At 54.1% G+C, this 25,555-nt stretch carries 23 protein-coding genes; 10 read left to right on the forward strand and 13 right to left on the reverse strand.

The genetic code is table 11. The annotated features are described in order from the left end of the window. Position 1: 1 nt before the first annotated feature. Positions 2-856, reverse strand: coding sequence for a fructosamine kinase family protein (locus tag ONV78_RS00500; protein WP_279500209.1), 855 nt, complete (start codon positions 854-856; stop codon positions 2-4). Then, complete coding sequence (locus ONV78_RS00505; RefSeq protein WP_279500211.1) at positions 834-1,655, reverse strand: hypothetical protein; 822 nt, start codon at positions 1,653-1,655, stop codon at positions 834-836. The genes ONV78_RS00500 and ONV78_RS00505 overlap by 23 nt, the downstream gene beginning before the upstream one ends. Positions 1,656-2,029: 374 nt before the next feature. On the opposite strand from ONV78_RS00505, the gene ONV78_RS00510 reads away from it, so the two are divergent. The 3 genes from ONV78_RS00510 (at position 2,030) to ONV78_RS00520 (ending at position 4,665) form a co-directional block, all read left to right on the forward strand. Continuing rightward, the gene (locus ONV78_RS00510; protein ID WP_279500212.1) at positions 2,030-3,064 is read left to right on the forward strand and encodes a Glu/Leu/Phe/Val dehydrogenase dimerization domain-containing protein; all 1,035 of its coding nucleotides are present in this window, start codon (positions 2,030-2,032) and stop codon (positions 3,062-3,064) included. A 477-nt stretch (positions 3,065-3,541) separates the two neighbouring features. Further along, positions 3,542-4,207, forward strand: a complete 666-nt coding sequence (locus ONV78_RS00515; protein WP_216735498.1) for a GntR family transcriptional regulator — start codon at positions 3,542-3,544, stop codon at positions 4,205-4,207. Between the two features lie 11 nt (positions 4,208-4,218). Further along, complete coding sequence (locus tag ONV78_RS00520) at positions 4,219-4,665, forward strand: hypothetical protein (protein ID WP_279500213.1); 447 nt, start codon at positions 4,219-4,221, stop codon at positions 4,663-4,665. Positions 4,666-4,690: 25 nt separating this feature from the next. Here the strand turns inward: ONV78_RS00520 and ONV78_RS00525 are convergent, their stop codons facing one another. Beyond that, positions 4,691-5,278, reverse strand: a complete 588-nt coding sequence (locus tag ONV78_RS00525; protein ID WP_279500214.1) for a hypothetical protein — start codon at positions 5,276-5,278, stop codon at positions 4,691-4,693. Between the two features lie 99 nt (positions 5,279-5,377). Between ONV78_RS00525 and ONV78_RS00530 the strand changes: the two genes are divergently transcribed. The 5 genes from ONV78_RS00530 to ONV78_RS00550 all read left to right on the forward strand — a co-directional run bounded on the left by ONV78_RS00530 (position 5,378) and on the right by ONV78_RS00550 (position 8,068). Further along, positions 5,378-5,935: a thioredoxin family protein gene (locus ONV78_RS00530; protein WP_279500216.1), complete on the forward strand. Its 558-nt coding sequence runs from the start codon at positions 5,378-5,380 to the stop codon at positions 5,933-5,935. A gap of 52 nt (positions 5,936-5,987) precedes the next feature. After that, positions 5,988-6,539 (forward strand): alpha/beta hydrolase, encoded by a 552-nt coding sequence (locus ONV78_RS00535; RefSeq protein ID WP_279500217.1) that lies wholly within the window; start codon positions 5,988-5,990, stop codon positions 6,537-6,539. Positions 6,540-6,642: 103 nt separating this feature from the next. Beyond that, complete coding sequence (locus ONV78_RS00540) at positions 6,643-6,936, forward strand: DUF2470 domain-containing protein (protein ID WP_127968028.1); 294 nt, start codon at positions 6,643-6,645, stop codon at positions 6,934-6,936. 68 nt (positions 6,937-7,004) lie between these two features. After that, positions 7,005-7,796 (forward strand): hypothetical protein, encoded by a 792-nt coding sequence (locus ONV78_RS00545; RefSeq protein ID WP_279500220.1) that lies wholly within the window; start codon positions 7,005-7,007, stop codon positions 7,794-7,796. 32 nt (positions 7,797-7,828) lie between these two features. After that, positions 7,829-8,068, forward strand: a complete 240-nt coding sequence (locus tag ONV78_RS00550) for a CPXCG motif-containing cysteine-rich protein (protein WP_279500221.1) — start codon at positions 7,829-7,831, stop codon at positions 8,066-8,068. Positions 8,069-8,097: 29 nt separating this feature from the next. Here ONV78_RS00550 and ONV78_RS00555 read toward each other — a convergent pair whose 3' ends face one another. Together ONV78_RS00555 and ONV78_RS00560 are read right to left on the reverse strand one after the other, a co-directional pair. Beyond that, positions 8,098-8,463: a hypothetical protein gene (locus ONV78_RS00555; protein WP_216735491.1), complete on the reverse strand. Its 366-nt coding sequence runs from the start codon at positions 8,461-8,463 to the stop codon at positions 8,098-8,100. Positions 8,464-8,637: 174 nt separating this feature from the next. Beyond that, on the reverse strand, positions 8,638-11,178 hold the full coding sequence (locus tag ONV78_RS00560) for a transporter substrate-binding domain-containing protein (protein ID WP_279500227.1): 2,541 nt from the start codon (positions 11,176-11,178) through the stop codon (positions 8,638-8,640). 263 nt (positions 11,179-11,441) lie between these two features. Between ONV78_RS00560 and ONV78_RS00565 the strand changes: the two genes are divergently transcribed. Next, positions 11,442-11,675 carry a DUF2789 domain-containing protein gene (locus tag ONV78_RS00565; protein ID WP_279500229.1) on the forward strand — a complete coding sequence of 78 codons (234 nt, stop codon included), beginning with the start codon at positions 11,442-11,444 and terminating at the stop codon, positions 11,673-11,675. A gap of 331 nt (positions 11,676-12,006) precedes the next feature. Further along, positions 12,007-14,007 carry a hybrid sensor histidine kinase/response regulator gene (locus ONV78_RS00570; protein WP_216735488.1) on the forward strand — a complete coding sequence of 667 codons (2,001 nt, stop codon included), beginning with the start codon at positions 12,007-12,009 and terminating at the stop codon, positions 14,005-14,007. Between the two features lie 285 nt (positions 14,008-14,292). On the opposite strand, the gene ONV78_RS00575 is transcribed toward ONV78_RS00570, so the two are convergent. The 8 genes from ONV78_RS00575 to ONV78_RS00610 form a co-directional block, all read right to left on the reverse strand. After that, positions 14,293-14,916, reverse strand: a complete 624-nt coding sequence (locus ONV78_RS00575) for a response regulator transcription factor (RefSeq protein ID WP_011394293.1) — start codon at positions 14,914-14,916, stop codon at positions 14,293-14,295. 153 nt (positions 14,917-15,069) lie between these two features. After that, entirely contained in the window at positions 15,070-16,110 is a 1,041-nt protein-coding gene (locus ONV78_RS00580; protein ID WP_279500232.1) for a response regulator, read from the reverse strand. A 222-nt stretch (positions 16,111-16,332) separates the two neighbouring features. Further along, complete coding sequence (locus tag ONV78_RS00585; RefSeq protein ID WP_279500234.1) at positions 16,333-18,078, reverse strand: diguanylate cyclase; 1,746 nt, start codon at positions 18,076-18,078, stop codon at positions 16,333-16,335. A 225-nt stretch (positions 18,079-18,303) separates the two neighbouring features. Continuing rightward, positions 18,304-19,203, reverse strand: a complete 900-nt coding sequence (xerC, locus tag ONV78_RS00590; protein WP_347815407.1) for a tyrosine recombinase XerC — start codon at positions 19,201-19,203, stop codon at positions 18,304-18,306. Positions 19,204-19,245: 42 nt separating this feature from the next. Next, on the reverse strand, positions 19,246-19,977 hold the full coding sequence (locus ONV78_RS00595; RefSeq protein ID WP_216735484.1) for a DUF484 family protein: 732 nt from the start codon (positions 19,975-19,977) through the stop codon (positions 19,246-19,248). Between the two features lie 119 nt (positions 19,978-20,096). Beyond that, positions 20,097-20,927, reverse strand: coding sequence for a diaminopimelate epimerase (dapF, locus tag ONV78_RS00600; RefSeq protein WP_279500238.1), 831 nt, complete (start codon positions 20,925-20,927; stop codon positions 20,097-20,099). Positions 20,928-20,939: 12 nt separating this feature from the next. Beyond that, positions 20,940-22,211: a diaminopimelate decarboxylase gene (gene lysA / locus ONV78_RS00605; RefSeq protein ID WP_279500239.1), complete on the reverse strand. Its 1,272-nt coding sequence runs from the start codon at positions 22,209-22,211 to the stop codon at positions 20,940-20,942. Between the two features lie 367 nt (positions 22,212-22,578). Then, positions 22,579-25,497 (reverse strand): class I adenylate cyclase, encoded by a 2,919-nt coding sequence (locus ONV78_RS00610; RefSeq protein WP_279500241.1) that lies wholly within the window; start codon positions 25,495-25,497, stop codon positions 22,579-22,581. Positions 25,498-25,555: the final 58 nt, after the last annotated feature.

Genomic DNA, 25,555 nt, shown 5'->3' on the forward strand with positions numbered 1-25,555 from the left:
ATCAGGTGTACGCGCCCAATATGCGCTGCACCTGCCCGGCATAACCGCCGCCAAATAAATTGAGATGATTCAGCAAATGGTAAAGGTTGTAGATGTCGACTCTGTCTCGCCAACCTTCTTCCAGCGGGTACGCCGCGTCATAGGCGGCGTAGAACTCTTCACCAAACCCGCCGAACAACATGGTCATTCCCAGCTCCGCCTCACGCCAACCGTAATAGCAGGCGGGATCAATCAAGACGGGAGCGCCGTTTTCATCCTGATGCGCATTACCGGACCATAAATCACCATGCAGCAGCGATGGCGGCTGCTGTGGCACCAGTTCGGGAAGCTTGCGACACAAGGCTTCCAAACGCCACATAGAGCCGCTATCCAGTTTACCGCTGTCATAGGCGAGCTGCCCTTGAAACAGTAAACGCTGTTGTGCGAAGAAAACATATCCGTCGGTGTAATTATCATTGGGCTGCAAGGTCGTTCCGCAGTAGGTGGCGAATCCAAAACCAAATTCCGGCGCAACGGATTGATGTTGCTTCGCCAGCCCCTCGCCAAAGCGAGTCCAGTAGTCCGGCGCTCTCTCGTGAGGCTCCACCCATTCCAGCAGTAGATAGTGCTCCGCATTGGCGATCACCACCGGAACGCGCACGCCTTTGGCTTCGCGCAATATATCCAGTGAACGCGCCTCCACCGAAAACATCCCTACCGGTGGCGAACCATGATATTTCAGGAAGAACCGCTCTTTGTGGCTGGTGTGAATTTCCAGAGTTTGATTAATGCAACCTCCCCCCACGGACTGCGATGACTCAAGCTCGCCATATCCATTCTCCGACAGCCACGCGCTAACCTCCTGAGTGAAGTTCATAGTCATTTCCATGTAAGCTGGGCGCCGTCGCCTGCGCCATTTTTTCAATATGGGATTGCATGACAGCGTGGATCTGCCAGGCCTCCTGCCAGAGCTGACGCGTCCTGATCGAGGCGTCGTCGCTGAGATCTCTTTCCAACAGGCGAGGATGATAAAGTCGGAACATCACATTCAGATTACTGAGTTTGCGCGGGAAACGGGGAATGCTGAGCATGCGCGAATCCCGCAGCCGCTGCTCCATGTTTCTGGGCAACAGCCTCCCCACGCCTAATAGCCATGGAGGGATGCGCACCGATCTGGCCCAGGATTCCGCTCCCTGATGCAGACACAGCAACAATGGCGCGCGCGACCGCAAGGAAAGCTCAATAAAGCGTGGACTCAGGAAAGGCTGCACGTTCAGGCCATCGCCGAAGCTGCAATTCTCGCCTTCCGGCATGATAAGGCAGTCCGTGTAGCGGCTGGCTCGCATCAACCGCAGGACATCATTAAACGACAAGGCGCGATCAACCTGTGTCAGCATCGTAAAAAACTGCTTCAGCACAGGCGCCTGATAGTAACCTCGCCAAGTCAACGCAAAAGGCACACGCTCTTCGCCTCCATTGCGCAAATACGCGTGCATCAGGGCAATCGCCGCCGCCAGCGCGCCTAGCGCCGGGCCATGATTCATCGTCACCACTAATTTAGGGTGCTGTTCGAGAATGGCGGATAAATCCTCAGAGTCTGGGTGCAACGTGAGTTTTTTCACGTACGCCCATTTCATCAATTCATTCGCCAGCGCAAGTTCTTCAATCGTACGCACGGCCGGAATCTCCTCTACGCTTTGGAGCGCCAGCTTAATTATTTATTTTTAATGGGTTTCTCCGATACCTAAGAGCATAGCCAAGCCGCTTCGCTCTGTCACTGCGCCAGTATTTTTCCCGGACCTGGCAGCGGGTTTATTAAGCGGCCAGGTCGTTTTATACTCAAACGAGGTTATGACCCGTCTTTAGAGCGGGAAATAACTCCTAACGCGGAGTCTTAGCTTCATACAGCAAAGCGCATCCGCCCAAAATAAAAAAGCGCGTTTCCTCTGTTAACGCGAGGTTATCACCTTTCACGGCTCCGGCAAGGCGCGGCGACCACAAGTCTCCTTCCCCCTTAGCTGTAACGTGAGTTTTTAAGAGGAGTGCAGTCATGTTTGATCTGCTCGACAAATATCGAGTCAACGAATTGCATGTCAGAGACGATGCAGACAGTGGGCTCAAAGCGATTATCGCTATTCACAATACCCGATTCGGTCCCGCCCTGGGCGGATGCCGTTTTATCTCTTACGATTCCACGGAGGCGGCCCTGCTGGACGCCGTTAGGCTGGCCAGAGGCATGAGCTACAAAGCTGTGCTGGCGGGCGTGGAGCAGGGTGGCGGCAAGTCCGTCATCATGAAACCCAAAAGCGCTTACGATGCGGAAAAGCTTTTCCGCACATTTGGCCGCTTTATTGAATCTCTCAACGGACGTTACATCACCGCGATCGATTCCGGCACCAGCGCCCGGGAAATGGATTACATCCGTCGCGAAACCAATCACGTCACCAGCACCAGCGACGAAGACAATCCGTCTCTATACACCGCCCGCGGAGTATTTGAAGGCATCAAAGCCGCCGTCGCTTACAAGCTCAAGCGCGACCTGGTCGGGGTAAAAGTCGCCGTGCAAGGGGTCGGCAATGTCGGCTACCTTCTATGCAAGTTTCTTTATCAGGCCGGCGCCAAACTGGTCGTCACGGATATCGACTCCGCCCGCATTCAACGCGTAAAGGAAGAGTTCAATGCGGAAGCGACAAGTCCTGCGGATATCTATCGCACGCCTTGCGACGTCTTTGCCCCCTGTGGCCTTGGCGGCGTCATCAATGATAAAACGCTGGAGCAGCTTCATTGCGCTATTGTCGCCGGTTCAGCGAATAACCAGCTCGGCGAAACCCGCCACGGCGACGCTCTCCACCAGCGCGGCGTTCTGTACGCGCCGGATTACGTCATCAACGCCGGAGGCCTGATTTATGCGTCGCTGCACCACAGCGGCAATAAACAGTTACTCATTGACGACAAAACAGCGCGAATCGCCAACACCTTGACAGAAATCTTTACTCAATCAGAACAACAGCGCGCGCCAACCAGTGAAATAGCTGACCAATTGGCGGAAATGCGGCTTTATCAAGGACTTTCCGAAGCTGCTTAATATGAAATAGAGCTGCGCTAAAACACAAATTCGCATAAAACGGGAAAAATACGGAGTCAATTCCCCGTCCGCCCGCGAATGACGGGGCGAACGGGGAATTTCCCAGATGGTAAATGACCGGGAACGGTCTACACTGGTTTATAAGGACGCCCCCGATTGAGCGTCAGACACTGGCGATTGCTCTCGTTCGTGTGTAGTCGACGTGTATGGGAACGTTCTTTATCTGCTGCGCTTGCGGAGCCGGATGCGGCTCCGCTTTTTTTGCCTGAGGCTTTATAGAAACGCACAGTCTGCTTCAGAGTTATCGGCGCCGTTCCATATAACTTTAAGTTATTTATTGAGAACGCTTTGTTATCCGTTAAAACCGTAAACCGCCCGCAGGTTGCGGCTTCTGCGGTTTTCTTCAAGCAATTTCTATGCAACCATTAGCGCCCTGTAACCCTATCCCATCTTTCTTTCGCCCGCATCGGGGTAAAAATGACGTTCAAACCCAAGGAGACGCTGACCGAGCAGGTCGCCCAGCATTTGGAAGATCTCATCGTACTCGGCCAGTTGCAGTCCGGCCAAAGAATCTTCGAGAACGCCATGTCCAAAGAGCTGGAAGTCAGCCACGGCTCCATCCGGGAAGCGCTTTTGCTGCTGGAAAAGCGCTTCCTTGTGACCAACGTGCCTCGCAAAGGCGCTTTCGTCACGGAGTTGAACGAGCACTTTGTCGATAGCCTGTATGAAACCCTGCTGCTGATATTGGGTCACACCGGCGTCAAATTGGTGCGTAGCTGGCGTCCTCATGATATGGAACGGTTGGAATCGCTTTATACGCAGATGAAAAACTGCTTCGAAAAAGGCGATCTGCTGAACTTCCATAAGATCGGCGTCGAATATACACAAGCCTCTTTGGTCTATGCGGATAACTATTTCATTATCAACATGGTCAACGATCTTTGGCCGTCCGCCAAGCGCTGCAGCTTTATGGCCTTGCGTCAGGGCCCCAAAATCATAGAAGACAATCTGTCGTACATGCGCAGCTCATTGGACGCCATCCATCAACGTGACGAGCACAGCCTGCAATCCATCCTGGCCTCCTATGCGGAAAGCCAGCGCCAGCAAGTTATTGAGTGTGTGAGAGCGCAGACGCGGCGGTGAGAACAGAACAGATGACCGGTCGTTTAGCGCGGCCTTATTCTTCCAGATATGGAAAAGCGTTGCCGCTGATGCTCGGATTGGCGCTACTGGCTGGCTGCGCCGGAAAAACCACGCAACCCGACGCCCCCGAACCACAGCCGGAAATGCCGGCTGTCGAAGAGGCGCAGCCAGCTCCCGAACCTGAAGCGCCAGAGCCCAAACCGCCGGCTCGTCGGAGCAAACCGAAACAAAAAGAAACCTGCGTCTTCCGTCCGCTAAAAGGCGTCGCGGAAGTATTGGAGGTTTATCCCCGCCAGTGGCTGATGAGCTTTTATCCCGGAGATCTGGAGTTTATCTATCCGACGCCGTCGGGAACGCCGAGACCGCAGCTAGGAGAGGAATTTCGAGCGATTCGCTATAAAAAATACAGCGGCCCCTGCCCTGAAGAATTCTACGAGCTGATGGGGCCTTTGCATTAAGCCGGGCGTTTAAAGGGCCGGAATCCTATTTGCGGGGTTCTTCCAGCTTGAGGTGACTGGTGTCGGGAGCTGGCGGCGGCGGATCTTTTTTCTTCTGTCCAAGATCGCTGCCGGTAGGGGCCAGTTGCAGGTGCGACAAATCCGGCTCAGGGAGAGGCGGAGTCTCATGATGCTCGGCCATCGCGGTCCCGACCGGGGCGATATCCCAATCCACATCTGACAGAATCTCATCCACCTTCTCGCCAGCGACAGGCAAACCGCCTGTTGGCGCAGAAGATTTAACCGGCTTGGCGGGCGCAGCCGCCTGCGGCGCGGGTTCGCGAACAACGGGCTGTGCTGGCGCGGATGGAGGCGCAGTTGGCGCTAGCTCTGAGGCCTCCGGCGCGCCCATTTCACGAATCAAACAAACAGCGCCGTTCTTATGCAGTACGGCTTTGTATTTCTGGGCGGTGACGTCATCCAGGCGATTGCGCAGCACCACGGCCTTACCAGAGAACATCTGGTCCACCTGCGCAGGCGACGCCTTAAATAACTTAGCGACATTTTCCTTGACCTGGTCCAGGGGAAAACCGTCCACCAAGCCGCCAGTAAACACCAATTCGTATTGCGCCACTCATATCTCCTTCAGTTTCTTTTTAATGGTAAACTCTACCCGTCAGCCTTGCCAGTCAATACGCTAAATTCCCCCAGGAAAACAAAGAAGGAGACTACAATGGCCCTGACCTCTTCCACCATGCTCGCACTGGGCTCCCGCGCGCCGAACTTTAATCTTAGCGATACTCAGGGACGCCACTGGTCGCTGGCGGATTTCAGCGACGATCCTGCGCTGCTGGTGATGTTCATCTGTAATCACTGTCCCTATGTCATCCATCTGAAAACAGCGTTGGCGGATTTCGCCCGCGACTACGCCGCCAAGGGCCTTGGCGTCATCGCCATCAACGCCAACGACGCCAGCGCCTACCCGGCGGACTCCCCGGAAAACATGGCGCTGGAAGTGGCGCGCTACAAATATGTGTTCCCCTACGTATACGACGATACGCAGGAAGTCGCCAAAGCCTATCATGCCGCCTGCACGCCAGATTTTTTTCTGTTCGACGCCCAACGTCGCCTGGTTTATCGGGGGCAATTCGACGACAGCCGTCCCGGCTCCGACAAGCCTATTACTGGAAAAGATTTACGTCTGGCGGTGGACGCGCTACTAAACGGCGGCGAAATTGCCTCTGATCAACGCCCGAGTATGGGCTGCAATATAAAGTGGCGCGACGCTTAACGGTTGTAACGCCTTACTCTCGACAAATTTGGAAGAGGCGACAGGATAAACAATGTGGCGGGTCATTTTTTCCCACGGCCGGGATAGCGGTCCCTGGGGCGGAAAAATTCAGTATTTGTCGGATATCGCGGGACGCATGGGCTTCTCCATCACCAGCGTGGATTATCGCGGCATGTCTGACCCTGATGAGCGCGCGGAGCATTTGCTGAAACAACTGCCCGGCGATGAGCGTTTGATTCTGGTCGGCTCCAGTATGGGCGCTTATGTCTCGCTGAAAGTTTCCCGGGACCATCCCGTCGAAGGCCTGTTTTTATTGGCCCCGGCGATCGGCCTGCCCGGCTATGCAGAACCCTGGCTGGAGCCGTCTGCGCCGCATACGGAAGTTGTGCATGGCTGGCGGGACCATCTGATTGAGCCGCAAAATGTGCTCAAATGGGGAAACCAGCATCGTTGCACCCTGCATTTTGTCGATGACAACCATCGTTTACTGATCAGCCTGCCGCAAATCGGCGGCTGGTTCGAGGATTTCCTGACAGCGCGGCTGCGCGACGTCGGAAATAGGCTGCAAGCGACCTGTTATAGCGCCGCCAAAGCATACGATTAATCAGGCAGACAAATAGCTTCCTTCTATTTGTCTGACACGACAGCGCCTGATTATTAACATGCCAATATCATTGCCATATTAATAACCATCGGAACTTGAAGCTATGACCCTTTCCACCCAAGACGTAGCCGGCATTATTCAACACATGAACGACGACCACGCAGAGACCCTCTGTAATTACGTTCGCTACTATGGCGGCGTCCATGACGTGGTGTCCGCAGAGCTGACGGAGATCACCAGCCACGAGCTTTATCTGCAGGTGATCGCTCACAGTCTCTCCTGCAAACTGTCCGTCCCCTTGATTCGCTCGATTCATTCAACGGATGAGGCGCGACAAGTTCTGGTGGAAATGGCCAAACAGGCCAAAGCCGGACTCGCCAGTGAGAAGAGTTACTAGAGGCCGGACTCCATAGAAACGCGCCATCTCAAAACGGCTTTTGCATCTGCTTTCATCAGAGTTCTCTCGTGGACATCCTGATATTGCAGGCAGCCAAGGTTGTCACCACGGTGGCGACGGTAATGGGCTTGGCCTGGATCGCCGAGAGAGTAAGCACTCGCACCGCCGGCCTGCTGTCCGGTTTTCCCCTCGGCACCGCCATCGCATTGGCGTTCATTGGGATAGAACAGGGGCCGGAGTTCGCCGCCGCCAGCGCCTCTCATGCTTTACTTGGTTTCCTGGCGGCGCTGGCGATGACTACCGCCTATTTGTTCTGCCTCAAACTCCCCTATTCCGCAGTTTTTGCGCCGCTGGCGGGCATTCTGGCGTTTATTGTGGCGAATGGCGCACTCAGTCTGATCAGTGGGGGGTTGTGGCGTAATCTGGCGGTAGCCGGCGTGGGCGTCACATTGATCGCCGTCTCCTATAGGAATATCCCTTCAGTGAATATCGCCGCCTCCGTGCGTCTGACCTATCCGGTGCTATTTCTGCGCGGCTTTCTGTCCTCGGTCCTGGTGCTGGCGATTACCGCCTTAGCCTACCTGGGCGATACCTTATTGGCGGGACTGTTTGCGGCGTTCCCGGTGACCTTTCTTCCTCTTCTGCTCATCGTTCACCTGAGCTATGGACCAGAGCCAGCTCGCACGCTCATCAAGTTCTACCCCATTGGACTCGGTTCTCTGCTTGCATACACCCTGACGGTGGCTTTAACCTACGCCAGCCTGGGAGTCCTCACGGGCACGCTCGCCGGCTTCGCCGCCGCCACGCTTTACCTTATGTTGCTGGGGCTCATGCGTCAGCGGACGCTGCAGAATGCGTGATAAAGCCGAATACGCTTGCCTAAGCGCAATTTTTGATCTATCACTTAAATACCTATCTGTATTTGCCCGAGAAAGTAGAAATGTTGCGTTACTGTGAGGTTTCCTGTCCTTATTGCGGTGAAACCCAAACTGTCGCTGTCGACTGCTCCACCGAGATTCAGGATTATTACGAAGATTGCCGTATCTGCTGCCGCTCCATGTCCATGCACGTAACCTGCAGCTATGAAGGGGAAGTGCTGGACTTGTGCGTCAGAAGCGAGGATGAGGCGTAGCCGACGCTTTCGCGCCGACTGACGTAATATCAGAGACAATCGAACTGGTCGGCTTCGTCGAAGGCCACTGACACCATTTCGTATCCCATCGAGGACAGGTCCTTCAGCAGTACGGGATTATCAAGCACCCGGCGGCAAATACGCCGTACCTGGGCATTGGTGTCTTTGTGCGCCAATTGCTCAGCGAACCGAAAATCCAACACCATGTATTTCTTCACACCGTATTGATCGGGCTGACTGAGCTCCACGCTCTGATAACCAATGAAATACATATCCGAGCTGATTCTCTCCATGTCAGCAAGAGCCAGGTGCAGCTGTCGGGTAGGCGACTCTGCGAAAACGGCTGGGGCGCAACCGATGGAAATCATCAAAACAAAGAACCATTGACGTACCATTGACCTTCTCCCCTGAAGCGTTCAAATGAACACTGCATAATTATTAGCCAAACTTGTTCATCGCATCGCCTCGAACCAACGTGTTTTTCATTGGTTTACAAAGTCGACGTAAACTTGACTGCAAGAGAAGAAAAACTACGTCAATCTCCCGTCAGCTAGGGTGCTTACTACAGGTTATGCGGTATTTTTGACTCCATCTTCCGCTTCCGACATCAGCTTCTCCACCTCCTGAGGATAAGCCGCCAACTGCGCCTGCAATCCCTGCAGATCGAACTGAGACGCCAGAGTCGACAGCGAACGGGCGTACTCTTCCAATCCTTCATGGGCATAAGTCTCAGCCATGGCGCTGAGACGACTGGCGAACTCCTGCACACGCTGCAGATCGCCACTGTCTTTCAAGTCTTCCCAATCGGTCCACAATTCCTGCTTCAACTCCGACGCCAATTTCTGCTGCGCCATGGCGTTTACTTGCGCTTCAGTCGCTTGTTTCACTTTGGCTTCTGGTTTCGCACGCTCACGCACAGGCGGACTTTCCGCCTTCGTTTTCTTGGCTTTTACTACCGCCAGATATTGGGTCAACACGTTAAACAACAGCGCGCGTTCAATCGGTTTGCGTAAGGCGTCCGCGAAACCAAGCTGATCAATACGCACAAACTCATCCGCCAGCGTGGAGCCAGTCAAAGCAATGACGGGTATCTTAGCAGTGAGCGGATGCTGCTTGAGCAGGCGAGTCGCCTCATAACCGTCCATGCGCGGCATACGCAGGTCCATGAGAATCAGATCCGGCTTCTCCTGACGCGCCAGCGTCAGCGCCTCGCGTCCGTCACAGGCTTCCGTAATGTGCAGCTCCGTCCCACTGAAGAATTCCTTGATCAACTTGCGGTTCGTCTCCACATCGTCCACCAATAGAATTTTCGCCGGACGGAAGCGCGGAGCCTTGGCGGAGCGCAACTCGTATTTGTTCTCTTCTTTACGCTGGCTGACAGAAACGTGATGCAGGCGAATTTCGAAGCGGGAGCCTTTGCCCAGCTCACTTTTAAGGCCAATTTCTCCGTTCATCATCTCCACCAGCTTTTTGCTGATGGCCAAGCCAAGTCCTGTGCCGCCATATTGACGGTTACTCTGCCCTTCATGCTGCTCAAAAGCATTGAATATCCGCGCCTGCTGATCCTGAGCAATGCCAATGCCGCTGTCCTCAACTGCAATCTCCAGCTCAATGTGATCATCATCGCCGGGAATGGAGGACGCCTTAGCGCTCAGGGAAATATAACCCTCATGGGTGAACTTGATCGCGTTGCCCACCAGATTGAATATCACCTGCCGCAGACGCACTTCATCCAGCACCAGCGAGTGCGGCAACTGATCATCCAGCACAATGCGCAGATCCAGCTTTTTCTGCGAGATTCGAGCGGAAAATATCTGCGCCACATCCTGCAATAAACGGTGCGGGTCCAGAGGCGCGTATTCGATGCGTAACTTGCCGGACTCCACCTTGGACAGGTCAAGAATATCGTTGATGATGGTCAGCAGAGCGCGGCTGCCCTTCTTGATAGCGTCCAGGTAGGATTTCTGCTTGGCGTCATGGATCAGCCCTTCCAGCAGCTCGGTATACCCGATAACCGCATTCATCGGCGTACGAATCTCGTGGGACATATTGGCGAGGAACTCGCTTTTCGCCTTGTTGGCGGAATCCGCCGCTTTCGCCAGATGCTCAGCGTGTTTCATCGCCGCCCGCAGACGCTCTTCGCTCTTGCGCAGCGCTTCTTCAGAACGAATCCGCTCGGCTACTTCCCGAGATAGTTTACGGTTCCAATACAGGAAGATAATGATCACCACGACTGCTACGGTAGTGATGCGCCAGACCAGCGCATAATCGATCTTTTCCTCATAGCTGAAGGTGATCCATTTTTTGTAGATCGCCTCCTGCTCTTCGGTGGTGATAGTGTTCAGCCCCTTGTCCAGAATCCGCGTCAGAATCGGCCAGTCCGACCGCACGCCAATTGCGATGTCATAGGTGTATGGAGTGATGCCGGTCAGCTTGATATTACTGACGCCAAGATGGTTGACCAGATAACTGATGCTGGGGATATTGCTGATCAGAACATCTATATCTCCATTGGAGACGCCCAGCAGTCCCTCTTCCAGCGTGTCCACAAACACTAGATTTAGATTGGGATGGTTGATCAGCAGAAAGTCCTGGCTGGCGTAATCTTTAACGACAGCGACGCGCTCCCGATCCAGTTCTTCCAGAGAACCGATAAAGCGCATTTCATCACGGACCGCCATCACAATCGGATATGAAAGGTAATGCTCTGAGAACAGCATGCGCCCTTCACGACGGGGTGTCACCGCGACGGCGGCGATAACGTCCAGCTCCCAGGTCTGCATGGCGCCGAGAGTGGCGGTCCAGTTCTCACGACGGGTGCGCTCAAAACGATAATTCAGGCGCTGCTCAAGCAACTGAATATAGTCCGCGACGATGCCTTGGTAATTGCCTTCTTCATCGATCATTTCAAAAGGAGGCCAGTGGGGATCGCCCGCAATGCGGATATTGGGGTGCGCCAGCAGCCAGGAACGCTCGAACGGGGTCAGAATATCCGCAGCGCCTTCATCTGCGCTCACCGGCGCCAGACATCCCCATAGCAGAAGCAAAAGCGCCACGCCTAAACGCGTCGACCAAAGCTGTTGACGAACGACGCATCGCTTCGCCCTCATGCCGACAAGCTCGTGCTGAACAATAGATTTGAATTAAAACGGATCGTCACCCGCCCTGTCCCCTTGTGATCTGGCGCCCGGCTCAGAAAATGACGGCGAAGCCCTGCGGCCGGAGCGGGTAACATTATGGCACGATTGAGCATTATTGACAGCCGCCCGCAATTGGCCGCTGTGCTTGAACTTCGCCTATACTTTGAGTGCTGCGGCGGACGGATTGAGATGCTGATCACAAGCTCGACACAAACTTTGAGAGGAGACGTCTGATGGACACATCGACACATAATATGAATACGCTCTTCGCCCAACTAGGCTTGGAAAACGACCCAACCCATGTAAAACAATGGATTAGCAGTCACAGCCCACTAAACAGCGCAGTTTCCCTGGCTGAAGCGCCGTTCTGGAACGAAGCGCAACGTGAGTTCATCATGCAAGCCTGGGAGGAAGACTCTGACTGGTGCGAGGCTATCGACGAGCTCGACGCGCTGCTGCGTCACTAGGTAGTCGCTTGCCCGGAAAGAACTTTTTATCACTTTACATGGCGCCAGTTTGGTAGGACGTTTTATTTTCAAAACAGCCGCCTAGGCCGCGCCAGACGGGCCTAGTCCAAACGGGTTGGGAGATTAATTCTTGCCGACAGACGTAGTATCATGCGCAATTCGCCGGCTTTGTTTGTAATCGGCCGCGGTTTTCCCGCACACATCTTCAACGCCCTGACCGACTGTCACGGCGAGCGTTTCGGGGCTGAGCCTCCATAATTATTTTGCGCTATAAGAAGTTGACCGGATTACACAATGCCACTCCCAATTCACAGCTCAGCGCGGCGTCAGGATGAATCTCAATAATCAGCAATACATTTCGCATCGGCTAAGGCGCAGAACCCTGTTGGCCTACCTGTTGTTCGGCATGTTACTGGCCTGCGTCATGCTGGCGTTGAGCTGGCTGACGCTGGAACAGAAGTGGCGTAGCGCCATGAATAACAGCGTCTCTATCATCCAGGACGATTTAGCCACGGCGCTAGCGGCTAAAAACGAGTCGCAAGCCATCGCCACTCTACAGACTCTGAATAAGCTGCTGCCGTTGCGTGAAGCCATTCTGCGGGAAAAGCAGGGCGCGGTATTGCTGCGCTACGAAATCGAGCGAAAAGAAGGCAGACCCTGGCACGCCATATTCGGCTTCTTACCCGTAATCGGCTCTCAACTCTTTGAATTGCCGACTGCCACGACAACGCCTCAAAACGCAACAAAAGGCGAGCTTTGGGTAGAGTTGCAGTCCGCTGTATTGATGGAAGAACTCGCTCAGCAAACGCTGCCTCTTTGGAGCACAGGACTGGCCTGTCTCATCATCCTTTACTTGTTCCACAGCATTCAACTGAGCCAGGCCATTGAACGCCCTCTACACGGCATCCTGCAGCGCTTGGCGCAGATTAACTACAATCGCCCCGCCAGACATTTGCTCCCCTTACGTGGAGCCCTGCGCATACAGGACGAACTGGACGTACTGGCGTCGCATATTAACCAGATGTTGCTGGGCATTGATTCACAGCTGCGACGTCGTAAAGAAATCGAAGACGAAATAAAAACTCACCGCCGTCATCTGGAAAAGCTGGTGCATGAACGCACATCCGAGCTGGTGGAATTGAACAAAAAGTTCGTGCAACAACAGTTCGACGCCAAAGCTTCCGCTCTGGCGGCCAAGCAGGCGCGTTGGGAGGCGGAGAAAGCCAACCAGGATAAAACCCGCTTTTTGGCGGCGGCCAGCCACGACTTACGTCAGCCGCTGCACGCCATGAGCTTGTTTATCGAAGCCCTGCAGCCGCAACTGACCACCAGACAGGCGCAAGATATACATCGCAATCTGGCGCGCTCCCTGGAAACCATGAAAGAGCTGTTCAACTCACTTCTGGATATCTCCAAGCTGGAAGCCGGCGTACTCAAGCCGAAGAAGGAACACTTCCCGCTACAGCGTATTTATGATCGCCTGGAAGTGGTCTTCCGCCAGCAGGCTATGGACAAAGGTTTGGACTTGCGGATTGTTCCCAGCCGCTCATTCATCTATTCCGACCCGCATTTGCTTGAGCAGGTGTTGGTGAATCTGGTTTCCAACGCCATTAAATACACAGAAAGCGGATTTATCTTCATTGGCTGCAAACGTGAAGGCAAACGAGCCCGTTTACTGGTCTGGGATAGCGGTCCCGGCATTCCGCCGGATGATCAAGGTTCCGTGTTTAAAGAGTTCGTGCAGTTGAGCAATCCAGAGCGGGATCGCAGTAAAGGCCTGGGACTTGGCTTATCCATCGTCAAACGCACCTGTCAGTTGCTGAATCATCCAATTCGCTTCTCTTCGCAGCTGGAGCAAGGCACCCGCTTTGAGATTATTGCTCCGCTTGGACTGAACAAATCACAACGCCCCGCGCCACCCAAGGCGACTGTTGCGCCACTGCGCTATGAAAGAGTGCTGGTGATCGATGACGACGCCTCGATCCTGCTGGGAATGAAGGCGCTACTGGAGTCATGGCAACTGCAACCGATACTCGCGAAGTCCATCGAAGAAGCGCTGGATCTTTGTAAGTCCTATAAGCAAAAGCCGGATCTGATTATCAGCGATCTGCGTCTACAGGCTGGCGTCACCGGTCTTGACGCGATTCAACGCATGCATCAGCACTTCCGCTCTAATATTCCTTCCCTTCTGATAACAGGGGATACCGCGCCGGACAGGGTGAAACTAGCTTACGACTCCCCCTACCCACTACTGCACAAACCAATCAAACCTGCGCAATTACGCTCGGTTTGCATGTCCGTGTTGAAAATGGGTGCGCCTCAGACCTCCTAATAACGTCTGGATCAGGAAGCTCTTTTGAGCTTCCTGAAAACCAACCATTCCCCGCAATAAATTTACCTTTGCAAGCCCAATGAGCTGAATCATGGCTGTGGCTGTGGCTGTGGCTGTGGCTGTGGCTGTGGCTGTGGCTGTGGCTGTGGCTGTGGCTGTGGCTGTGGCTGTGGCTGTGGCTGTGGAAGACGATTATGGATTGGGGGGAGTAGAGTATAAACAGGAGCTACCCGCAGCTCTGCGAGGACGCAAAGGCTACGGGAAGCGTATGGCGCAGAGAAGTTATTAGAGTAACTTCAATTCTCTGGCGCGATGAACCGCCTGGGTGCGGTTGGCGGCATTCAGTTCTCTGAAAATAGCAGCTATGTGCGCCTTGATAGTGCCTGGCGCGATGCTTAGCTTAGTGCCGATCTGCTTATTGGACATCCCTTCCGCCAACAGGCCCAAAACTTCATGCTGACGCGGGGTCAAACAGATGTCGCCTGTGGGCATGCCTTCGTCGTGTCCGGTGCGCAGCAATTCGTGCGGAATATACACGCCGCCGGAAAGCATCAGCTGAATTGCGCTGGCGATAACCGCATTCGATGAGGATTTGGGGACATAACCCAGCGCGCCTAATTGAATCGCGCCCTGAATCAAAGCCGCTTCCTCGCTGGCGGAAATAACAGCGAAGGGGGTCATGACAAACTCTTGCTTGAGTTTGCGTAACAACTCAAGCCCCTGGCTATCCGGCATGCTGAGATCCAGCAACACCAAATCCACGTCAGTGTTGGCGTTCAGCAACCGAAACACTTCCGATCCCGAGGCGGCTTCCAGAATTTCTGCATCAGGATACAGACCACTAATGATCAGTTTTAAACCACTGCGAAAAATGCCGTGGTCGTCAGTAATTACGAATCTGTTGTTCATGGTTACTTGGCGTTGAATTAAGGGTTCAGACAAACAGCAGTATGCTTGCTTATGCGAGTATTGCCTATGCGTATCGGACACATACCTAAACTATAGCAAACTCCTGTTTGTGACTAATAATTAATCTATCGTTTTTTTGACCTGTTCGATGTCTTAAGCGGCATCCAGTTCATCCTTGGCCGCCACTCTGGACAACTTGTCCAGCAGTCTCGACTCCCAGTTCCCACGCTCCTTGCCGGTCTGAGAACTGTCGGGCGCCATTTCCAGTCCCACTAGCACTGGCGCATCATAGAGCGAGTCGAATTCGCTAACGACCTCGATACATTTATCCTCGTCCTGTATCTGTACGAGCCAACTGGTTACTTCCTTGGAGCCATTTAATAACAGACAGCACTCCCTGGCGTCCGGCGAGCAACTTACTGGTACATGATAGCCTTTGCGACTAAGAAAGCGTCGTAACACCAAACGCTGCTCATCGTCATCAACCACCAACCCCAGTACGCCACGCACCGCCGGTTTAGCGACATTCGCCGAAAGCCGACAGTATTTACTTAACATATCCTGCAAGCCATATAAGTTGAACGGCTTGAGCAGAAAGTCGTTGATCTCCAGCCAGGGATGAGACACATGCTCTAACTCCCTATCGTCCTCCGCCATCAACACGATGGGGGATTCAGTAAGCTGTTCGTTACGGCGAATCCAAGTCGCCAAACGCGCCCATTCCATATCCGGGAGGGCGGCGTCCACCAAAATCAAAGCGGGCTTGATCGTATTTATAAGGCGCTGCGCTTCAGCGCCGCTGCGTGCGGAAACTAACCGCACGCCCATGTGTTCGAATAACTTGTCGAGTGTCGCATGCAGGTTGTCGGAAGCATCCACCACCATGACAGACTGCGCATCTGGCCTCACGGCTTGTTTGGCTGGCGACATTACCGGTTGCGACGTCGGCATATCAGAATGAGCGGTCGGTTTCAGCGTCTCGCTCTGCGAAGACACCAGTTTACTTGTGGCTGCTGGTGAGGCGTAGCCGAGCGTACTCACCCGCAACGCCTCCATGGCGCTCATTTCCCAATTGAGTTCATAATTGATTCGGGCTCCATCCCGGCCGCCAGAACGACCACTCGCTAATCCAAGCTTTGACAAGAGTCTTTTAAACAGACCTGCGTCTTGATGTTTGGAGGACTCGCGTGACATGGGGAAACCCTATAAGCAACATTAGATTAATGCTAACTATCCACTTAGCTAATCACAAAATGTTACATAAGTTTACGACCCAAACAATAAGCCCGAAGGATGATTCATCCCGTTTAACCTAACCCAAAAGGACTAGCCCATTAGCAGAGCCGTGACGGAGTGCGCATAAAAAACTAACGCCTATAACTAACCGGCTATTGCAAAAGGCAAAATGCTTACGCTTCATACCCCCGCAATTTGCACTTGATTACGACCGCCACGCTTGGCTTTGTAAAGCGCCTGATCCGCTTTCTCAAATACTCCTTGCACCGTTGCATCGCCGTGAAACTCACAGACGCCAAAGGACATGGTAATGCGAACTTTTTCATTACGAAAATGAAAGGGTAGCCGGGAGATCATCTCACGGGTCTTATCCATCACTTCCGCAGCGATACTGGCTGGCGTCTCTGGCAACAGGACGACAAACTCCTCACCCCCATAGCGGGCGATAAAATCCGTTTTGCGTATTCGCCGTGAGATCTCCTTGCCTATCAGTTGAATGACTTTATCCCCCGCCAGATGCCCGAACTTGTCATTCACCTCTTTGAAACGGTCGATGTCCGCCACCACCAGCGTCAGAGGATTACCATAACGCCGCCAGCGCTCAAATTCATCGCGCACGCGATTCTCATAGGCTTCCCTGTTCGGAAGCGCTGTGAGAGCGTCTGTAAGCGCCCTGGCGCGCTCTATCTCCAAACGTTCGCGTACTTCGCCGGACTCGCTCTCCAATTCCCGCAGACGATGGTGCAGCAATTCAACTTCTTCGCTGAGACGCGCCTCTCGATCAGCCTCTTTGTGCATGAAACGATCGATGGAAGAAATCAGCGTATCCAGGTTGTGCTGCACAGAGCATTTCAACGAGTCTATGTCTGTCGCTCCCCGCACGTTTTCCTGCATGGAAGTCACTTGCTCCCGCACGCTTTTTTCCAGCTCCGCATTGTTGTCTCGTGACTCCTGGACATTAGCCTGGCTTCCCTGGAGAAAGTTTTGAATGCTGGCCAAGCGTTCATCCAGCGCTTTCAGGAAACTTTCAAACTCTCGTTGTCCCCTGCCGACCGCCGCAATCGCCAGCGCAGCCACATCGTCCAGAGTTGGAGCCAGCTCATACCAGTTCAGACCCGCGCTGATTTTGTTCTTTAGTTTCTCTGAATCTCCCAGCATGTTTGGCGGCAACACCAACTGATCAATGAGATGATTCAAAGACGTGCACACATGATCGGCGATTGCGGAAAAGCCAGGTTCGAAGTTTTCCCCGCCTAAAGTGGTTGTCGCTGCGTCCTGCCCTACTTCCAGTGCATAGCGACTCTCTTCTGGATCTTGAGGGGGCGGTTGCTGCGGCGGAGCTGCAGTTTCGTCTTCCAGCTCTTCTTGTGCAACGCTCTCTCCGCCGCCTTCACGATTAGCGAATAGCCGGCTTAAAAAGCCTTCTTTCTTGTCCTTACGTCCATCTGAGTCGGTAAACAGCTCCTGCAGCGCCGCCGCTTGCAGCTGCGAAAACTCCTTCAATAACTGCGGATAATGTCGCAGATCCTCCACTCGATCCCTGAGTTGTTTGCCATATTTTTTTAGCTGCTTGCGCGCTTCCCGCGAAACATTCTGCTGCAACAGCTGCTCTATTAATTCTCCCAAAGCCTCCAACACACCACTGGAGATCGCCTGCTTGTGCTGATCCAGCGCCAACACGCGTTTCTCTATGGTTTCCAGCTGTTGATTCAGCTCACGAGAGCTTCCGTTTTCTCTTCTCAGAATGTTGCGCAGCGCTTCCAGTTCCCGGTCAAGATCTTTGTCCACGCCTTCCGCCGCCAAGCTGACGCGGACAACAATACGCTCCAGTACATGAATGCGTTCTTTAAGCCCGGACTCTAACTGCTCGAACTCATCCAGCTTATCGAAATACTTTTTTTTCCAACGATCGTTTTCAGAAGCCATGAAGAAAGGATTTATTTTTCATGATGTTAGCAGTGCATTCAGTAACCCTAAAACACCTGGACACTGAACGTAAAGTAAAGCCGGCGTCGGGCAGACAGTAATCAATGCTTACCCGGTTCACTATGAGTATAGGCGGTTTCTAAAACATTGAACGCTAACCAAGAGACGGTCGCAAATGCGGACGTTAGGGCCGTTTTTTTAGGGAGAACGATCTCGGCGTAAAGACTAATCGGACTTACGCTTGCGGGCGCGAGGGTGGGCTTTGTCGTAGACTTCCGCCAGATGCTGGAAATTCAAATGGGTATAGATCTGCGTAGTAGAGATATCAGCGTGCCCAAGTAATTCCTGTACGGCTCGCAGGTCGCCACTGGATTCCAACAGGTGACTGGCGCAAGAGTGGCGAAATAAGTGAGGATACAAGCGACCGCTGAAACCTTTCTTTTGCGCCCATTGGCGCAGCCGGGCTTGTATGCTGCGGCGGGACAAACGGGTTCCTCGCAGACTGACGAAGACCGCCGGCTCTCCCGCTCCCGCCAGCGACGCACGCGCCTGCAGCCAATCCTGCAGCGCCTTGCGGGCTTGGCCGCCAACAGGGACCAGACGCTCTTTGCCGCCTTTACCCAGCACTCTGGCCAAGCCCTCGCTCAAGTCTAAATGCGTCAAGTCCAGCCCCGCCAACTCGCTCAAGCGCATGCCGGATGTATAGAATAATTCGGCGATCGCCTGATCGCGTATTTCCAATTCTTCGTCTTCTACTGGCGAATCCAACAGCTGCTTGGCCTGGTCGACGTCCATAGTCGCCGGCAAGCGTTTGGTCATTTTCGGAGCGCGTACGCCATTGGCGGGATTTTCGTATACGACACGCTCTCGCAAGAGGTATTCGTAAAAACGTCTGACTGTAGACAGCAGACGGTGCAGGGAGCGGCTACCGAGTCCTCGTCTGTGAAACTCGCTGAGAGCCTGACGTAGCTGTGGCGTATGCAGGTCTTTCCATGTAGTAACGCCACTAGCTTCACAATACGCGACGACGCGTCGTAGATCTCGATTGTAGTTGCTGACGGTATGCACGGAATAGCGGCGTTCGCTATGCAGATAGGCAATAAACGCCTCTACTTGTGTGGACAAGCTCATTGAGGGCTCTCCGACCGCAAGACTCGCAACCAGTGACTAATCCGGGAAATGCTCGTCTCCCCGCCCCTCTTTCGCCAATAAAGGCGGTAGCATCCGGCTAAGAGACTCACTGATATATGACAGGAACAACGACCCCATACTGGTATTGAAATAACGCTCATTGCGACTGCCGATACTCAGCATTCCCAGCAAATCGCCGTACCTAAGGGGAATAACCGCGCAGGACGCAATCTCAGCATGATTGTGAGGAAATAAAACCTGCAGCTGCTTGGGCTCCATATTGCCGCAAACCGCCTTGACGCTGTTTAGCAGCTCTTCGCCCAGCGCATCGGAGCATTCCGTCAGCGAAGCAGTGGAAACATTGCTGATCGGGAAGTCTTTATGCTCGGCGAACAGCACCAAGCTACAGAAATCCACCTGGAAGTCGCCGGTGAAGCTGTCTTCCAGCACAATCACCACTTCGTCCAGAGAACGCGCCTCCAGCAAGTTCATCAGCAAACGTTTGCTCTTTTCAAAGAAACGGTCGTTCTGACGCGCCGTATCAATCAAGTCGTACAGCTGCCGCTCGTAATGATCGCGTTGTTCCCGAAACAGGCTGATTTGTCGCTCAACCAGGGAAATCGCCGCGCCGGACCGGTGCGGCAGCCTTATTTCATTGAGCAGATCTTCATGCTCAACAAAAAAGTTGGGGTGCTCACGCAGGTAAGCCACCACAGCTTCTGCTGTCAGCGCCGGATTTTCGTCACTGCGCTTTGCCTGATTATTCATTCACCACTCCACTGCCGGAACTCTGTTTAGCGCCCATCAGGACTAGCGAGTTCCGGTTGTATGCCTGACGTTTGTATTAATAGTCCGTCTATTTTATTCCTGTCAGTGTCCCTGCCGAGCTATATCCTTACCTGACCATCAAAAACGCGCACCGCCGGCCCGGTCATCATGACCGGATGGCCCTCGCCTTCCCAGCTTATCTTGAGGTTGCCGCCTGGCAGCTTGATCTCCACTTTGCGATCCAACAGGCCGCGCAGCCTGCCCGCCACCACCGCCGCGCAGGCGCCAGTTCCGCAGGCCAGCGTTTCACCAGCGCCTCTCTCGAACACTCTAAGCTTAGCAAAGCGGCGGTGAACCACCTGTAAAAATCCGATATTGGCGCGTTCTGGAAAGCGCGGATGATTTTCCAACGCTTTGCCCAATTTGTGCACCGGGGCTTTATTTACATCATCCACCACCAGTACGCCGTGCGGATTGCCCATGGATACCGCACTGATCTCATACATCACGCCGTTGACTTCGATCGGGTAAATCGACTCCTGTGAATCGGCGATAAAAGGAATATCCGCCGGAGTCAGTCTGGGCGCGCCCATGTCCACAGTCACCAAGCCATCCTTGTTAACGATCAGCTCGATGACTCCCTTTTTGGTCTCCACACGGATGCTTTTCTTGTTGGTCAGGCGGTTTTCTTTAACAAAGCGCGCAAAACAACGAGCACCATTGCCGCATTGCTCCACTTCAGAACCATCGGCATTGAAAATACGGTATCTGAAATCCACATCGGGACGTCCCGGCGGCTCAACGATCAGCAACTGGTCGAAGCCTATGCCAAAGTTGCGATCGGCCAGTCTACGCACTTGCTCCGGACGGAAGTGCGCATGCTGGGAAATCAGATCGACAACCATAAAGTCGTTGCCCAAACCATGCATTTTGGTGAACTTTATTAACATTTCAGCTCACTTTTATGCAGGTTTTACCGAAGCGCTCTCCGGCAGCGCGCACTCTCCCGCGAACAACTCCTCGATAGTTTCGCGACGACGCACGAGGTAATGCTTGTCGCCATCCACCATCACCTCTGCAGCGCGACCGCGAGAGTTGTAGTTGGAACTCATCACGAAACCATAAGCCCCAGCGGAACGCACCGCCAACAGGTCTCCTGGTTTCAGGTTTAAGAGACGCTCTTTGCCGATAAAGTCCCCGGTTTCGCATACCGGGCCGACAATATCATAACGCGCTTCTTTGCCTTCGCTGTGCTGCCGCACCGGCACGATATTCTGCCAGGCGCCGTACAGAGACGGGCGAATCAGATCGTTCATCGCCGCATCAACGATAGCGAAATCCTTGTGGCCGTTATGCTTCAGGTACTCTACGCGGGTGACCATCAGGCCAGCGTTAGCGGCGATAGAACGTCCCGGCTCCAGCACCAGCGTCAAGCCGCTGCCTTTCAGGCGCTCCATGACGGCGCGGGCGTACTCGTTGGGATGCGGAGGCTTTTCCTGGTTGTAGGTGACGCCCAGGCCGCCGCCCAAATCCAGATGCTTGAGGCGAATGCCTTCGTTGCGCAATGTCTCAATGATATTCAGCACGCGCTCCAGCGCATCCAGGAACGGACTGATCTGAGTAAGTTGCGAACCGATATGGCAGTCAATACCGATGACGTCCAGGTGCGGCGACACAGCCGCTGAGCGATAAAGCTCCAGCGCTTCATCAATGCTGACGCCAAACTTGTTTTCTTTAAGTCCGGTGGAGATGTAAGGATGCGTTTGTGGGTCCACGTCTGGATTGACGCGAATGGAGATTGGCGCTTTTTTGCCCATATCCGCAGCGACCTGTTGCAATCTTTCCAGCTCAGGCGCGGACTCCACATTGAAGCAATGCACGCCCACTTCCAGCGCGCGGCGCATTTCATGCTCCAGCTTACCGACGCCGGAGAAGACAATTCGCTCTGGCTTGCCGCCCGCCGCCAGCACCCGCTCCATTTCGCCTATGGAAACGATGTCGAAACCCGCGCCCAATCGCGCCAGTACATTCAATACTGCGAGATTGGAGTTCGCTTTGATGGCGTAGCAAATCATATGGGGATAGCCGTCCATCGCAGTCTGATAGGCTTTCAGATGCCTTTCCAGCGTGGCCCGGGAGTAGATATAGCAAGGCGTGCCGTAATGTTCGGCGATTTCCTGAACGGAAAGGTCCTCAGCGAAGAGCTGATGATTGCGATATTCAAAGTGGTCCATAGGTCAACTCAAGCTGCGGAACGGGTGTCGCTCTGGCCCCTGACGACTCAGTGGCCGGACCTGATCCTGGCCGAGGTCAAAACCCCGACGGCGCTTTCAACTCAATGCGGACGTCCCCGCTCCGCCATGTCTGCTGATCAGGTAGTTGCAAAGGACCTTTCTGACCGCAGGACATTAACCAAGTAGAAGCGTATACCAACAAGATCACGCCGATTGCGCGCATAACCCATCCCGGAATTAATCAAATTCCGCCAGTATAACGGCGCAGTAACACAATAGAAACAGTCCTGAACACAATAGAACCGCCGCCGGGCGACGGCGTTGTGAGGAAAGTAAACGATACGGTGGTAAATCCCGCTGGCGCCGCTTATCTGGCTGCGGCGGGATTCATGTTCGGCGCAGCCAGATAAGCGGCGCCGTCAGTGCGGGCCGTGCGGATCTCGCGCTCAAGCACCACTTTATATTGCAGATACTGAGTGGTCTGTAGATGGCTCTGGTATTCCTCGCGCTCCAGATCGTGGGGCAAACTGAGGTCGATGATATAGCCAGGCAATGCGGCGCTGTTACGGAAGCGGCTGCTTAAATAATGCGCCAGCGCCGCCGCTACCCGGCCGCCATGTTCCAGCACCGTGAATTCCTTGTGCTCACAGTAGAGATTGAAATCCAGCTCGCGGCCGTTCTCGTAGGCCCCTATCGCCTGTATCTCCACATAATCGCCAAAGCCTTTATGCAGACTGATATCCCGTTTTTCAGTCCGGTACTCCGGTTTCCCCGGCTGTAACTGATAGAACTCCACTTCAAGGAATCCAGCGCCGTCATCCACCAGGGAGTCATGCATCTGCTTGCGTTCCTGCACCCCCAGCAAAAATTGCTTCAACGACCCCAACAGCACATTGATGTCGGAACCCGTCTCCCGATACACCAACAGCGAGCCTTTCTCGTCAATCACATAAATATCGGTAATACGCCCCTGACTCAGGTAAAACACCTGCACGGCATGCGGGCGCATACGGGCGAATACGGCGCGCAGCACATCTTCGCTCAATGCATAGTCATCCACGACAATCGAGCTGTAATGCTTTTGCGGCTGCGCCAGAAACTCACACAGCCCGACATAGTCGTCCAATGCAGTGAAACGGGGCTGGTCGTCGACAAATTGCAGCACGAAGTAACGGTCTTCCATCTGCAGAATATAGCGACTGCGCGCACGCTCCTTGGCGCTGAAATAACAGGCCACCACTTGCTGAAACAGCTGGCTGACCCGCTGCGCGATCGCCCCCGCCCGGGTTGGGCAATAACAGAGCACGGACAGCTGCGGCAGCCCTGCGCCAAACTGCTCGCTCTCCGCCAGCGCGGCAAGGTAATTTTTCAGGCATTGCACCAAGGTGTCGCCGGACTCATAACGCTGCACCATCACCTCGTTCCAGCTATTGATGATGACCTGATCCAGGGTCACCACCAGGTTGGCCCGCTCGGAGGCGTAGCCCAGCGCATCGTTGCGGTTGCTGAGCTTGTGCAGACCACGGCGACTCAGGTCCGCCATAGGATCGACGCCTACATTTACATAAACCAGCGTTGTGCGTAGTTTGGCTTTGGCGCGATAGTCCTGTTGCGTCACCTCCGGCAGCGGCAGGCTGATCAGTGAGCGCAAACTGGAGATGATCTGCTGCAACTCATACTGGCTGGCGTGGCTCTCTCCTGACGCCAGACTAACGCTGGTGCTGCGGTCCAGCAGGCCATTGCAATACGCCCAGACCAGCAACTCAATGAGGCTGTTTGAACGTTTGACGGCAGGATTGAATGCCGCGTCCATGGGGTTGGACAGATTGCGATACAACAGCCAACCATTGCCTGCTGCGCCAATGGCCTGGCTGCTGAGATGATGAAACGCCAGATTGTCTTCTGACAGATTTGGAGCGATACCCGGATTGATCATCTCGACTTTGCCAGCCTTACGCTGGAAAGCCGCATAGAGTTTGCGGCCAAGCAAGTTAATATCGCGAGCGCTGATCGCCGCCGCCAATCCCTTCTCTCGCGCATAGGAGGACAGAAATCGATAACAGCCGGTGAGTTCATTGACTACTGCGCGCTTTTCCTGAATCACCTGATCCACTTTCCATGCGCTGCGGCCGTCCAGATAACGTAATTCCCGCTCTGACCACTCCCATTCATGAGTCAGCTTTTCCATGACTTTGCGACGCCATGACTTTTCTCTTTCTGGAACGAAAACCGACAGGCGCTCGCCGATCTTCAAATAAAAGCTGCGCCGCACCAGATCCAGACGTCCTTGCTCACGCTGGGATTGCAACGATTGCTCCAGGCGCCGATAGACCATGACGTAGGGGTCCAGCTCATCGGGGTCAAGCGTATCCGCGAAGATGGCCTGTTTGTACGCCAAGCTGAGGTTAGGCAGAGTGTCCTCATCTTTTGCGTAAGACTCCACCAGCATCAGTTTGAGCACCGACTTATACGGAGAGTCGATGCCTTTATAAAGCTGCCACATGCCGGCGCCGACAAACTCATTGGGAGGAATCCGGGCGCAGCCGCCAAAGTCGATGTAATCCTTGGGCTTGATGAAACGCTTCTCCAGCAGCAGCTCCGCCAACTCAGCGTAGTTCGCCTCCTGATCTGGTGGAATCAGCCACCATAAAGGATAAGCGCCGCCCAGCCAGATGCCAGTACGGTAAAATTCATCCAATAACAAATAATGCTGGGCGGTGCCGCAATCTTCAGAGTCGGCGGCGGCCTCATGACGGCCGCTGCGAAACGCCTCCGCGTCCATCAGAAAAATGTGCATCTCCGAGCCCATCTCCATCGCCCATTGGCACACCAAATCCGCTTTGCGTTGCAGCTCCATAAGAGCCGTGGCGTCCAAATCAGAGCGATGACAAAGCCAGACATCAAAATCGCTGCCCCCGGAATGGGCGATCGAACCGGTGCTGCCCATTAGATAGAGGCTGGTGATATCTCCATGATGGCGCGCCGGCTCACGATAATTGAAGGACCGACTGAGACGCTGCGCCTGGGCGACAATGTTCTTATCTGGTTCATAGTTAACCAGTCGATGGGGGGTGGTGCGGGAAACGTAGCCCGGCAGCAAGGGGTGATTGACATGAAAAAGCAACGGCAATAGCTCCAACACAACCTGCTGTCTTGGCGTCAGCGCCAGACGGGTGCGTTGTAAACGATGCTCCACCAAAGTGATGAAACGCTGACATAGCGTTTTCAGGACTTTGCGGTCCACGCCTTCGGTGTAATCGGGATTTAGGCTGCGCCGGTAACTCATGCATAGAGTATAGCGGGGGCGGCGCGTTGCGTTTGCGACGGTCGGTATTTATTAGGCA

Source organism: Hahella sp. CR1, assembly GCF_029813005.1.
Lineage (GTDB): Bacteria > Pseudomonadota > Gammaproteobacteria > Pseudomonadales > Oleiphilaceae > Hahella.

Coding starts and splice junctions, on each gene's coding strand:
- ONV78_RS00555 (WP_216735491.1), bottom strand. CDS start 8,463: ATGGTACGTCAATGGTTCTTTGTTTTGATGATTTCCATCGGTTGCGCC.
- lysA (WP_279500239.1), bottom strand. CDS start 22,211: ATGGACCACTTTGAATATCGCAATCATCAGCTCTTCGCTGAGGACCTT.
- ONV78_RS00585 (WP_279500234.1), bottom strand. CDS start 18,078: ATGGCTTCTGAAAACGATCGTTGGAAAAAAAAGTATTTCGATAAGCTG.
- ONV78_RS00540 (WP_127968028.1), top strand. CDS start 6,643: ATGACCCTTTCCACCCAAGACGTAGCCGGCATTATTCAACACATGAAC.
- ONV78_RS00580 (WP_279500232.1), bottom strand. CDS start 16,110: ATGTCACGCGAGTCCTCCAAACATCAAGACGCAGGTCTGTTTAAAAGA.
- ONV78_RS00535 (WP_279500217.1), top strand. CDS start 5,988: ATGTGGCGGGTCATTTTTTCCCACGGCCGGGATAGCGGTCCCTGGGGC.
- ONV78_RS00530 (WP_279500216.1), top strand. CDS start 5,378: ATGGCCCTGACCTCTTCCACCATGCTCGCACTGGGCTCCCGCGCGCCG.
- ONV78_RS00565 (WP_279500229.1), top strand. CDS start 11,442: ATGGACACATCGACACATAATATGAATACGCTCTTCGCCCAACTAGGC.
- ONV78_RS00500 (WP_279500209.1), bottom strand. CDS start 856: ATGAACTTCACTCAGGAGGTTAGCGCGTGGCTGTCGGAGAATGGATAT.
- ONV78_RS00560 (WP_279500227.1), bottom strand. CDS start 11,178: ATGAGGGCGAAGCGATGCGTCGTTCGTCAACAGCTTTGGTCGACGCGT.
- ONV78_RS00510 (WP_279500212.1), top strand. CDS start 2,030: ATGTTTGATCTGCTCGACAAATATCGAGTCAACGAATTGCATGTCAGA.
- ONV78_RS00520 (WP_279500213.1), top strand. CDS start 4,219: ATGACCGGTCGTTTAGCGCGGCCTTATTCTTCCAGATATGGAAAAGCG.
- ONV78_RS00575 (WP_011394293.1), bottom strand. CDS start 14,916: ATGAACAACAGATTCGTAATTACTGACGACCACGGCATTTTTCGCAGT.
- dapF (WP_279500238.1), bottom strand. CDS start 20,927: ATGTTAATAAAGTTCACCAAAATGCATGGTTTGGGCAACGACTTTATG.
- ONV78_RS00610 (WP_279500241.1), bottom strand. CDS start 25,497: ATGAGTTACCGGCGCAGCCTAAATCCCGATTACACCGAAGGCGTGGAC.
- ONV78_RS00595 (WP_216735484.1), bottom strand. CDS start 19,977: ATGAATAATCAGGCAAAGCGCAGTGACGAAAATCCGGCGCTGACAGCA.
- ONV78_RS00570 (WP_216735488.1), top strand. CDS start 12,007: ATGAATCTCAATAATCAGCAATACATTTCGCATCGGCTAAGGCGCAGA.
- ONV78_RS00515 (WP_216735498.1), top strand. CDS start 3,542: ATGACGTTCAAACCCAAGGAGACGCTGACCGAGCAGGTCGCCCAGCAT.